Below are 12,055 nucleotides of genomic sequence, written 5' to 3'. Positions count from 1 at the left end.
TGATGGGGATACGGAGTATTCGCTGCACCGCGATTGGCCCGACATGTAAAGCCCCCCACTATGGGTCTTACGCTGAGAAGCCACATGTTTGCCGAGAAGCCACTTTGTTTGTGGCTTTTCGAAACACATGTGGCTTCTCAGCTATCGGGTTCTTCCCTTCGGATGGTTATTCTTCAAGTTTTTAGCCAGCCTTCTATTCACACTTCACCCCGATATAAGGAATACACTTCCATGACTTCCAATCTTTTGACCCGCCGCGCGATGCTGAGCGGCGGGGCGTTGCTGGGCATGAGTGCTCTGCTTTCTGCGTGCGGCCAGCAGGCAAATAACGAGGCGGCAGCCACCGCATCCACCGCACCGAGCGAGACCACTTCAGCCACCGGCGGTGAGTCGCCCACAGCGAGCGCTACTCCATCCACTATCCGCGGCTATTCCGGCGGCTCGAAGGCACCTGATGGTGAGTACCGCAAAGCAGACGGCTACGGCCCTGCGCAGAATGTTCCTCTTCCGAAAGCCGAGCCGCAACAGTACCCCGAAACTACGCAGGGCCTCTACCGAATGATGAAGGACTGGGTGGTTGCCCATAACTATGCAATTCAGACTGGCGACTGTTCCTATGCATTCAAGTATGTAACAGAGGATGCTGAAGAATATGGGTTCTACGAATATCTTGAAGAGATGTACTCCCATGGAGGCTGGGTCGCCGATGGACTAGATATTTTTATCAGTATTCCGTTAATTTACAACCTTATTCCTACTTTCTATTTTATTTTTCTGACAAATAAGATTATAATAAGGAGTGTTTATTTTCGGAGGTTTTCATGTCATTTCTATCAAAAAATTGGGCAGGACTGTCAGTCTGTCTGATCATTTCTATCATCTCTTGGGTTTTAGGAGGATTTCTGCCTGTTGTGGGAGCACCTGTTTTCGCCATTTTTATCGGAATGATTCTCCATCCCTTTCTCACTTCCTATGCACAACTGGATGCCGGTTTGACTTATAGCTCCAAAAAACTGCTTCAGTATGCTGTTATTTTGCTTGGGTTTGGACTCAATATCTCACAAGTTTTCGCAGTTGGAAAATCTTCCCTTCCTGTTATCCTTTCAACTATTTCAATTGCTTTGATTATAGCTTTCTTTTTCCAACGCTTTTTTAACCTTGATACAAAGCTAGCTACCTTGATTGGAGTTGGATCTTCTATCTGTGGCGGTTCTGCCATTGCAGCGACTGCTCCTGTTATTCACGCCAAGGAAAAAGAAGTAGCCCAAGCCATTTCTGTTATCTTTTTCTTCAATGTCTTGGCAGCTCTTATCTTTCCAACTCTAGGTTCTTGGCTCCATCTTTCCAACGAAGGTTTTGCTCTCTTTGCGGGTACTGCGGTCAACGATACTTCCTCTGTGACAGCTACTGCTAGTGCCTGGGATAGTCTTTACAATGCAAACACTCTTGAGCCTGCAACTATTGTCAAGCTGACGCGTACTCTAGCTATTATCCCTATCGTTCTCTTCCTCTCCTATTATTGGCAAAGCCGTCAACAAGGCAACAGCCAAGGAGTGAAGCTTAAAAAAATCTTCCCCGTTTTCATTCTCTACTTTATCCTAGCTTCTCTGATAACTACTCTTCTCACATCTTTCGGTGTCAGCAATAGCTTCTTTTCACCTCTCAAACAACTCTCCATATTCCTCATCATCATGGCTATGAGTGCTATTGGTCTCAAAACCAACCTCATTGCTATGATCAAATCCAGTGGAAAATCCATTCTTCTTGGAGCCCTTTGCTGGATTGCTATCATCCTGACTAGTCTTGGCATGCAATTACTCATCGGTATTTACTAAGAAAAAAGGGAGCCTAAAGGCTACCTCAGAACGTAGACAAACGTCATTTTTGGCGTTTTATCTATGATGAAAAAACTAAAGAATACACTCTCATGCTGAAGCACATTTGGGAATTCGTAATGTATGTTGAACCCGACGGGTCATATACAGAAGACAAAAATACGGCCGAGGGGGACGATAGCGGCGCTTACATTCTCCAATATTCAGATGGATTTTGGACTGTCGTTGGCTCGCTTTCTCAAGAGCAGCTGAAGGAAAAAGGGCTACTGAAATAACCCCATAACCTTTGAGAAGCCACATGTGTTTCGAGAAGCCACCAAAGAAGTGGCTTTTCGAAACACATGTGGCTTCTCGGCGCATAGGTATCGGCGCATGGTGACTTCCGTAAAATGGTTGTATGGCTAAGAAAACTAAAGGTAAGAAGAGCGGCGCAGCAACCGCCGCCGTAGCACTGCTGACCGAGACGAACACCCCCTTCCAGATGCGTGAATACGAGCACGTTGAGGGCGTCACTTCCTTCGGTGAAGAGGCCGCGAAGAACCTCGGCGCATCCGAGGAGCAGGTGTTCAAGACCCTGCTGATTGTGCACGAGAAGGATTTCGCGGTCGCGATCGTGCCGGTCTCTGGCAAGCTGAACATTAAGGCTGCCGCGGCAGCCCTGGGTTGGAAGAGCGCCTCCATGTGCGACCCGAAGGTCGCTGAGCGCCGCACCGGCTACGTGGTGGGCGGTATTTCTCCGCTGGGTCAGAAGACTCCCTCCCCCACTCTGCTCGATGAGTCTGCGCAGCTTTTTGACACGATCATGGTTTCTGGCGGTAAGCGCGGCCTGGATGTTGAGCTCGCTCCGGACGACCTGCTGAAGCTCACCAACGGCAAGTACGCTGACATCCGCGCTTAGTCCGCGCTCAGTGGGAATAATCCGCCCGGCCGCGGCGTTACATATGTCGTAAGAGCCTGGGCATGAGAGCAAACTGAAGGAGTCATGATGGGCAATTCGCTACCCGGCGTGGGTGCTATCGCCAAGAACTGGCGTGAAGTGCTCAAGCCTGAAGAGTACGCTGTTCTGCGTGAGGGCGGCACCGAGCGCGCGTTCACGGGCGAGTACTGGAACACCCACACGGAGGGTGTGTATTCTTGCCGTGCCTGCGGTACGGAGCTGTTCCGTTCCGATCAGAAGTTCGATTCGCATTGTGGTTGGCCGTCGTTTTTCGCGCCGCTGGCTGAGGACCGTGTGCGTTACTTGGAGGACACGACGTTCGGTATGCGCCGTGTGGAGGTGCGTTGCGCCGCCTGCGATTCGCACCTGGGTCACGTGTTTGAGGGTGAGGGCTACCCGACTCCCACGGATTTGCGGTATTGCATTAATTCGGTGTGTCTGACGCTGGCCCCGGCTGGTGAAGCACAGCCTGGTGATACTCCGGTTGACGAGGCGCCAGCTGACGAGGCGGAAGCCGCCGAATAAACCCCGGCAAGACCCCCAGCGGGCACGCCGGTGAACCCCTTATTGTGAGTCTCTCTAAATTCGAGGCTTTAGGCTCGGGCGGGTAGAATGGCGTAGTGCCTTCGCGGGCACGCCACCCCGCCCGGGCTCATGTTTGCTCGGGCGTGCGCCTACCCGGGCATCTGGCGCATCATATGGGCGCGTCGAATCAGACAGAGGAAAAGGATTGAGTGCATGAGTACCGCAGCTGAACAGAATGCCGCAGGCACCCCTCAGCTGACCCTTAACGGTATCGAAGTTCCGGACGTTGTTCCTCTGGAGGCCCCTTCCTCACCGATTCCGACTCTCATCACCACTGAGAGCGGTCTGCGTCGTGCCGCTGAGCAGTTGGCGGCGGCGTCCGGCCCGGTGGCTGTTGATACGGAGCGTGCCCAGGGCATCCGCTACGGTTCGCGTGCTTTTTTGGTGCAGCTTAAGCGTGAAGATCAGCTGTACCTGATTGACCCTGAGGCGTTTAAGGATTTGCGCATTATTAACGATGCTCTGGCGGATGCTGAGTGGGTTATTCACGCCGCAATTCAGGACTTCCCGAGCCTGGATATGCTCGGTATGCGCCCGAACCGTCTGTTTGATACGGAGCTTGGTGCGCGTCTTGCCGGTCTGGAGCGCGTGAACCTGGGTGCGACCGTTGAGGAGCTTCTCGGCTATAAGCTGGCGAAGAAGCACTCGAAGGAAGACTGGTCGCGCCGCCCCCTGCCGGAATCCTGGTTGAACTATGCTCTGCTGGACGTTGACGTGCTCATTGATTTGCGTGACGCGTTGGAGGATTTGCTCCGCCAGCAGGGTAAGCTGCAGTACGCCCTGGAGGAGTTCGAGTACCTGTGCAAGACCCCGGTGAAGGATCCGACGGATCAGCCGGAGCGTTGGCGTAAGACGAAGGGCCGCACGATGTTGCGTTCGGTCAAGCAGCTGACGGCGCTACGTAACCTGTGGGTTGAGCGTGACTCGCTGGCACGTAAAAAGGACGTCGACGCGAAGCGTCTGCTGCCCGATTCTGCGATTGTGGAGGCGGCACGCACCATGCCGCGTAACGTTCCCGCCATCATGGCGATCCCCGGTTTTCAGACGCGTGGTTTGCGTCGTGAGGGACCGCGTTGGGTGCGTGCTATTGCTGCGGCGGCACGCGGTGAGAACGCTGTACCGTTCACTTTGCCGTCGACTGCCCCGCCGCCGTTGAAGGCGTGGGAGTCTAAGCGCCCCGAGAACTTGGCGCTGTTCACCGAGGTTCGTCAGGCGATTGATGAGCTGTCGGAGAAGCTGACCATTCCGGCGCAGAACCTGATCACGACCGATTATGTTCGCCGCCTCTGCTGGGAGCCGCCGGCTCGTTTTGACGAGCAGACCTTGCGGGATGCGCTCGCCGAGTACGGTGCGCGTTCGTGGCAGACGGGTCTGGTTGCCCCCGTGATTGCGCCGATTTTTGCCCGCCACCTGGGGTAGATTTCTCTAACGTTGAATAGATGTGCGTGCCGGTTGGGTGTGTTGCTGATGCGACCGCCCGACCGGCATTTTGTGTGCCTCGGGAGTTTGACACGGTAGTTTGTCCCGGTATTTTGCCTCAGCAGTTTGTCTCCGGTGCAAACGTGAACCAAGCTTAGCCTGCTCTCATTCGATTTTTGTCCCAAACCGGCATAGGGTGGAGAGAGTACACGAAAGGAACCACCATGCCCGCACCCAACGGATGCTGCCGCTCTCAGAAGGCATGCGCCTCCCCTGCTACTGAATCTGCAACCGTCGACACCGCAGTCGATACCACAGAAACTGATTCTTCTGCGCGCGTCTTCTCCCGCCGCGCAACCCTCATCACCGGTGCCGTCGCATCCGGTGCGTTGCTCGCCTCCTGCGCTGAAGGTGACTCCAACGTCACCGCCCCCGAAGGCACCGTTGAGGTAGGTTCCGCCTCCGCAGTGGGCGTGGGCAAGGCAGCTAAGCTGACTCACGGTTCCACGACCGTTATCGTGTCCCAGCCGTCCGCGGGTGAGTACAAGGCGTTCAGCACCGTGTGCACCCACCAGGGCTGCCAGGTGCAGGTGCAGGATTCCAACCGTATCGTGTGCCCCTGCCACGGCTCCGAGTACGCCGTAGCTGACGGCTCGGTCGTGCACGGCCCTGCAGAGGAGGCGCTGACCAGCTACCCGGTGCAGGTGAAGGGCGGCAAGATTTTCGTCACCCACACCTCCAACGATTCCTAAACCGGCGGCTCAGAACCTACGTACAGCAAAACCTCTACACAGCAAGACCTGCGCACAGCAAAGTCCCGCCCATCACAAACGATGGGCGGGGCTTTGTGCTGTCTTATGGTGCCCGCTGCTACTGATGCCCGTTACTAAGGCGCGCTCAGGCGGCACATCTCAGGTACGACCGCTTAGCGGGTGTGGCGCGGCTTCTGGCCCTCTTCACGAGCGAACGGAACCTTATCGCCAGCCAGCTGCGCACGCAAATCCGCGATAATGGTTTCGGCGGTCAGGCCAACCTCCTCCAGAATCTGCTCGCGAGAAGCATGCGGAATGAACTCCGCCGGAAGACCCAGCTCGCTCAGCGCGGTATCCACGCCAGCCGCACGCATTTCCTGGCGGATGCGCGAACCCACGCCGCCGGAACGCACGCCGTCCTCAATGGTCACCACAATGCGGTGGTCACGAGCCAGCTCAACGACCGAAGACGGCACCGGCATCACCCAGCGCGGGTCAACCACGGTGGACTGAATACCCTCGGCGGCAAGCACCTTGGACGCTTCCAGAGCCACGCGAGCCATAGCGCCCACGGCAACGAACAGTACGTCACGCTGACCGGTTTCCGGGTGGGGTTCACCGGTGCGTGCCAGCACGTCCACGCCGTCGCTGCGGCGCTCCAGGGCGGGAATGTCCTCGCCCACGGAGCCCTTCGGGTAGCGAATCACGGTCGGTGCGTCGTTAATAGCTACAGCCTCACGCAGCTCTTCGCGCAGGGTCGCGCCATCACGCGGAGCCGCCAGGTGCAGGCCCGGAATGAACTGCAGCATCGCCAAATCCCACATGCCGTGGTGGCTTGCACCGTCCGGGCCGGTAATGCCGGAGCGGTCCAGCACCACGGTCACGCCCGCCTTGTGCAGGGCAACGTCCATGAGCAGCTGGTCAAAGCCGCGGTTCAGGAAGGTTGCGTAGAGGGCAACCACCGGGTGCATGCCGCCGTACGCCAGGCCGGCGCTCATCGCCACGGCGTGCTGCTCAGCGATACCTACGTCAATAACGCGCTCGGGGTGGCGCTTCTGGAATTCGCGCAGACCCACGGGAATGAGCATCGCGCCGGTAATACCGACGACGTTCTCCTGCTCATCCGCAATATCTGCAATTTCGCGGCCAAAGACGCCGGTCCACGACTCAGAGGTGCTGGTCGAAACATCCTCACCGGTCAGCGGGTCAATCTGGCCCACCGCGTGGAACTGGTCGTCCTCATTAGCGCGGGCGGGTGCGTAGCCGTGGCCCTTCTCGGTAATGGCGTGCACAATCACCGGGCCGGCGTAGTTCTTTGCCGCGGTCAGTGCGTTCTCCACAGCCTGCTGGTCGTGGCCGTCAATGGGGCCCACGTATTTCATACCCAGGTCTTCAAAAATGCCCTTGGGTACGACGACGTCCTTAATGCCCGCCTTCATGCCGTGCAGGCCGCGGTACACCATCTGACCGACGGGGCCGCCACGCTGCAGACCGATGCGCACTGCATCCAGAGCGCTGTCGTAGCGGTGATCGAGGCGCACGCGATCCACCTGCTGCTGCACACCGTGCTTCAGCTCAGAGAGCTGGTTCGCGAAACCGCCAATGGTCGGCGCGTAGGAGCGGCCGTTATCGTTGACCACAATCACGACCTTGCGGGTGCGGTCGGCAGCAATATTGTTCACAGCCTCCCACGCCATGCCGCCGGTCAGCGCGCCGTCACCAATGAGGACCACGGTGTAGCGGTCATCTTCACCGTTGAGCTTGTGCGCGCGAGAAATACCGTCAGCCCACGAAATTGAGCTGGAGGCGTGCGAAGACGCAATAATGTCGTGCTCAGACTCGCCACGATCCGGGTAACCCGACAGGCCACCCTTCTGACGCAGAGTCTTAAACGCGTGACGACCAGTCACCAGCTTATGCACATAGGACTGGTGGCCGGTGTCGAAAAGAATGTTGTCCTTGGGAGATTCGAAGACACGGTGAATGCCGAGGGTCAGCTCCACAACGCCCAGGTTCGGACCCAGGTGACCGCCGGTCGCCGACACATTCGTCACGATGAACTGGCGAATCTCCTTAGAAAGCTCCTCCAGCTGCTCGTAGCTGAGGTTCTGCAGATCCGCCGGGGACTGAATGCCGGGGAGCAACTTGGCAGTGGCACCGTCGCCAATGCTGTAGTCTGCGGTGGGTGCGCCACCGGCGACGCTATTCGGGGTCTCCTCCTGCGGCAATGCGTTTTCAGCGGACATACACCCACACTCCTCAAGGTCGGGGCACGGCTCATTCCGTGCGTTGGTTCTTCAATGATTCTACCGTTTACGGTGCCAAAAAGCAGATTTATGCGCCCGCAGAGCAAGACGCACCGGGTTGAGTGAAAACGGCCTGAAATAACCCCTAGTGGGCTGGCTGGTGAACAGTCCAGCCAGCCCAACACGGTGGTTATCTACGTACGGCTAGTGCTGCGCTACTTGGTGCGGCGGCGACGCGGACGAGGCTTCGCCGGGGCACGCTCAAACAGCGCCACAGACTCCACATGATGCGTATTCGGGTACATATCAAACGCCCGAAGCTGCACCATATCCCAACCCAGCTCACGCAAAATACCGGTGTCACGGCCCAGGGCTGCCGGGTCGCACGCCACGTACAGAATACGCTTGGGGTCCAGCGCATCCAGGCGTTCCAGGGTGGTGCGGTTCGCGCCCTCACGGGACGGGTCAAGAACTACCGCATCGATAGCGGGGATTTCACCGAACTCAAGGGCGGTCTTCAAATCGACCAGGTGGCGCGCCACGTCACCGCGAATCACCTCAATACGGGTGTCCGCCGAGTTCTCGGTGCGGGAGCAACCATCCGGCGCGAAGTTCGAACGGGCATCCTTATGGGTCACCGGGGAGCCCTCAATGCTGACGACAGTACCCGTTGAGCCCACGGCGTCCGCGAGCGCGGCGGTGAACAGGCCCGCGCCGGCGTACAGGTCCAGGGTGCATTCGCCTTCCTGCGGGCGGAGCATGGTGAGCATGGTGCCGACCATGGTGGAGGGGGCGGCGCGGTGAATCTGCCAGAAGCCGCCAGCAGATACCTGGTAGCTGAAGCGGCGGGAGCCGAAGGTGACTTCTTCGGTGACGGATCGCAGGCCTGCGCCGAGCAGCTGGTCGCCTTCGGGTACGCGGCGGTAGGGGCTGTGGGAGGAGCCGGGGCGGCGGCGCTTGGGCTTGCCGTTGGAGGTGGACTGCGGGGTGAAGAACAGCGAAATCTTGCGCTTGGCGAGCAGACCCCAGGCGTCGGATGCCTGCTGTTCGATGTCCTTGGCGACCTCTTCGATGGAGAAGCGCGGGTCAACAATGAACTGCAGCAGGACCCTGCCGCGGGAGGAGACGGTCGCCTCAACCTCACGTACGCCGCGCAGGTTCAGCTTCTCAAGCTGCAGGTTGCGTAGCTCGGTGGCGGCAAGGGGAAAGTCGACGACCGGTACGGGCTGGGAGGCGCGGTACGGGTGCATGCCGATGCGCCAGGTGACGGCAGGGTTCTTCTTGCCGCCGTTCTTCTGCTCGCTGTTCTTCTCTTCGCTATCGTGCGCGCGGACCTTGGTCACGTTGTAGCGCACTCGGGTACGCCAGGACAGGCCCTCGTTGTTATCGCGCAGGGGAAGCTCTTCAACGATGAGGTTGGTCAGCAGGGGCGATTCAAGGGGCAGGCCGCCCAGTCGGTTGATTTGGGTGCGGACGATATCGGTCTTGTAGCGTCGCTGCTCATCCAGGTTGATGTGGCCGTACTCCATGCCGCCGAGCAGTTCGGGTACGCCGGTGGCGGCGGCGCGTTCCTCGTCGGTGGCGAGCGCATCCGCCTGAATCCAGGGGTGGGCACGGCGTGCCAGGGAGGGTACGGGTACGGAGATAACATCCGCGAAGTAGAAGCGGCGCTTGGGGCCGATTGCGGTGATGCGCACTTCTGCCTGTTCGCCGACGATGCCGTGACGCACGAAGATGACGCCCTGTTCGGTGCGCGCTACGAAAGCGCCGCCGTGCGCGGGTGCCTCACAGGTGACGGTGAGGGTCTGCCCGACGCTGTATCCGTCTACATTGTTGGAGGCGGCAGGCGTGGTAGCAGGGTGAGTCACAGCATTGTCTCCTAAAGAATCACTTAATGTGAATTATTTTACACCGGTTTGTACCTTTACTCCGATTCCGACGCCCCGCAGGGGGCACCGAATAGGACGTAAAGGGCAAAGTCCAGGCGCTATGCGGGGTTATTTGAACGAGTTACAGACCCCGGGCGGGGTGCCGGGCAATCATGCTGGGCGCCGGGCAATTATGCTGGGCGCAGGGCAATTATGCTGAGCGCCGGGCAAACGTTACGGCTAGTGCTTCTTCTCACGCGCCACGGCATCCGCCTCGTGCAGGCGACCGCGGTACACGGCGTGGCGGTTACTCTGAAACAGTTCGCGGCCACCACCGGCAGAACGGGTCACGTTCGGAGCGACTGCCGCCGTAGAACCGTCAGCCTCTGCGGTCGAATCGTTGGCAGTTTCTTTACCTTGCAGGCGCTGATCAAAAATTTCGTCGTACACTTCGTCCTCGTGCATCGCCCACGGCACAGTCGCGGTCATGACGCCCGGCTCGTGCAGAAGCGCCTGCTTGAGGCGGCGCACCGTGCGGCGGTGCAGAAGACGCTGCCACCAGTGCTCCACCACGAACTCGGGCAGGTACACCACCAAAATATCGCGGGGCGACTTCTTGCGGCGGCGGCGAATATACGAGACGACCGCCTCCACGGTGTCACGGTACGGCGAATCAATCACCGACAGCGGCACCGGAATGCCCAGGGCGTACCAGCGCTTCTTCACGACCTCCAGGGCGGCGCGGTCGTTGTTAACAGTCAGCGCCTCAATCGTGGAGGGGCGACCGGCACGCGCATACGAGAGGGCGCGAACCGCCGGGCGGCGCACACGCTCCACGTACACGATGGCGTGCACACGCGAAGGCAGGGCCGCCACATCCGCAACGGATTCAGCGTTCAGGGGGATGTCCAGGGCGGCATCCACCGCATCGTAGTGGCGGCGAGTCACAACCATACCTCCAACCATCAGGGCAATCATTCCAAGGGAGAGCCACGCACCGGCGGCGAACTTCGTCACCACGACGGTGACCAGCACCGCGGCGGTCACCATCACGCCCACCGCAGAGACCGCAATATCGCGCAGCAGGGCGCGGCGCGGCATCTGCGCCAGGGTGATGCGCAGCAGACGCATGCGGTAGCGCACCACCGCCAGCTGAACCAGCACCATGGACAGGCACATGCCCACGATGTACAGCTGAATCAGCGAATACACGTCCGAATTAAAAACGGTGGTGAGGAAAATCGAAATCGCAGACAGCGCCAGCACACCGTTCGCGTACAGGCCGCGCGAATCCACGCTGCGGAAGAACACTGGTAGGTACTGGTAGTCGGCCAGCGACGAAGCAATCACCGGGAAGCCCGTAAACGCGGTCAGCGAGGCAATAATCAGCACGCCCACCGTGGCAAAAACCAGCAGCTGCGCGAAGAACGGCACACCCTGATAAATTGCCAACGCCACCTGGTACAGCGCAGGCTTCTGGTGGAAGTACTCCCCCGGCGTGTGCCCGTCAATGAACAAGAAACGGGTCGTATCGTGCACCATGTGAACGCGGGTTGCCGCCGCAAAACCGAGCAGGCTCACCAGCAGGACCGAGGTGATCAGGCCCATCAGCATCATGGTGACCGCCGCGTTATATTTCTTCGGGCGGCGGAAATACTTCACCGAATTAGAGATCGTAGAAACACCCGAGAACGCCACCAAGCCAGCAGAGAACGAACGCGCCAGAAGTAGCACCAGCGCCAGGCCCTCAAGCGAATGGGTCTCCAGCTCAGGGGCAATCACGTAGGTCGCTGATTCAGCCAGCGGCAGCGTACCCGTGGCGGCACGAACCCAACCCACGATGAGAGTGACCCCCAACAGCGCCAAGAAAACGTACAGCGGCCAGTACGCAATCTTTCCCAGCAGCTGCACGCCACGCAACGCAAACAGCGTCAGGGCAACAATGAGCAACACCGCAATGAGGGTGCGCCAATCCTGAATCTGCGGGTACAGCGCCACCAAAAACGAGGACGCCGAAGACATAGACACCGCCACCGTGAGCATATAGTCCATCAGCGAGGATGCACCCATCACGATCGAGGGCAGCGCACCCAGCTTGCGGTGCACCAGCTGAATATCGCCCTCGGAAGCAATCTGGTTGATGTTGTACCGGTACGTGCCAATCACCAGCAGACCGACCATCGCCACACCCAAACCGATCCAGGGTGAAAAAGCGAGCGCAGACGCACCCGCAGCGGCAAGGGTCAGAATCATCTGGTCGGCGGCGTAGGCGACCGAAGAAATGCCGTCAGCACCGAAAAGAGGCAGGGCGTAGCGCTTCGGCAGCGCGACTGCCGAAAGATTTCGCGTGCTGACCGGCTGACCGATCAGGGCGATGCGCATCCTATCCCAACGATTCCTCACGCTGTTAAGG

Annotated in this window: 10 protein-coding genes; 7 read left to right on the top strand and 3 right to left on the bottom strand. The window is 58.8% G+C overall.

Annotated features, from left to right (window positions below; genetic code table 11):
- The first annotated feature begins 231 nt into the window (after positions 1-231).
- The 7 genes from HMPREF2605_RS06580 to HMPREF2605_RS06550 all read left to right on the top strand — a co-directional run bounded on the left by HMPREF2605_RS06580 (position 232) and on the right by HMPREF2605_RS06550 (position 5,528).
- Positions 232-867, top strand: coding sequence for a DUF6318 family protein (locus HMPREF2605_RS06580; protein WP_070847474.1), 636 nt, complete (start codon positions 232-234; stop codon positions 865-867).
- Positions 822-1,835: a YeiH family protein gene (locus HMPREF2605_RS06575; protein ID WP_070847472.1), complete on the top strand. Its 1,014-nt coding sequence runs from the start codon at positions 822-824 to the stop codon at positions 1,833-1,835. The genes HMPREF2605_RS06580 and HMPREF2605_RS06575 overlap by 46 nt, the downstream gene beginning before the upstream one ends.
- Before the next feature lie 92 nt (positions 1,836-1,927).
- Positions 1,928-2,110: a hypothetical protein gene (locus tag HMPREF2605_RS06570; protein ID WP_049345143.1), complete on the top strand. Its 183-nt coding sequence runs from the start codon at positions 1,928-1,930 to the stop codon at positions 2,108-2,110.
- Between the two features lie 122 nt (positions 2,111-2,232).
- Positions 2,233-2,733, top strand: coding sequence for a Cys-tRNA(Pro) deacylase (ybaK, locus tag HMPREF2605_RS06565; protein WP_005506356.1), 501 nt, complete (start codon positions 2,233-2,235; stop codon positions 2,731-2,733).
- An 87-nt stretch (positions 2,734-2,820) separates the two neighbouring features.
- Positions 2,821-3,297, top strand: a complete 477-nt coding sequence (gene msrB / locus HMPREF2605_RS06560) for a peptide-methionine (R)-S-oxide reductase MsrB (RefSeq protein ID WP_049352947.1) — start codon at positions 2,821-2,823, stop codon at positions 3,295-3,297.
- 213 nt (positions 3,298-3,510) lie between these two features.
- Positions 3,511-4,776, top strand: coding sequence for an HRDC domain-containing protein (locus HMPREF2605_RS06555; protein ID WP_070687033.1), 1,266 nt, complete (start codon positions 3,511-3,513; stop codon positions 4,774-4,776).
- A 224-nt stretch (positions 4,777-5,000) separates the two neighbouring features.
- A complete protein-coding gene (locus tag HMPREF2605_RS06550) occupies positions 5,001-5,528 on the top strand; it encodes a Rieske (2Fe-2S) protein (protein WP_049345140.1) in 528 nt (175 codons plus the stop codon).
- A 173-nt stretch (positions 5,529-5,701) separates the two neighbouring features.
- Here HMPREF2605_RS06550 and dxs read toward each other — a convergent pair whose 3' ends face one another.
- The 3 genes from dxs to HMPREF2605_RS06535 form a co-directional block, all read right to left on the bottom strand.
- Positions 5,702-7,774 carry a 1-deoxy-D-xylulose-5-phosphate synthase gene (gene dxs / locus HMPREF2605_RS06545; RefSeq protein WP_083324855.1) on the bottom strand — a complete coding sequence of 691 codons (2,073 nt, stop codon included), beginning with the start codon at positions 7,772-7,774 and terminating at the stop codon, positions 5,702-5,704.
- A 215-nt stretch (positions 7,775-7,989) separates the two neighbouring features.
- Positions 7,990-9,642, bottom strand: a complete 1,653-nt coding sequence (locus HMPREF2605_RS06540) for a class I SAM-dependent RNA methyltransferase (RefSeq protein WP_070847471.1) — start codon at positions 9,640-9,642, stop codon at positions 7,990-7,992.
- A gap of 240 nt (positions 9,643-9,882) precedes the next feature.
- Complete coding sequence (locus tag HMPREF2605_RS06535; RefSeq protein ID WP_070847469.1) at positions 9,883-12,024, bottom strand: APC family permease; 2,142 nt, start codon at positions 12,022-12,024, stop codon at positions 9,883-9,885.
- Between the last annotated feature and the right edge of the window lie 31 nt (positions 12,025-12,055).

This window comes from Rothia sp. HMSC065C03, from assembly GCF_001837295.1.
GTDB lineage: Bacteria > Actinomycetota > Actinomycetes > Actinomycetales > Micrococcaceae > Rothia.
This window is presented reverse-complemented; position numbering and strand designations above follow the sequence as displayed.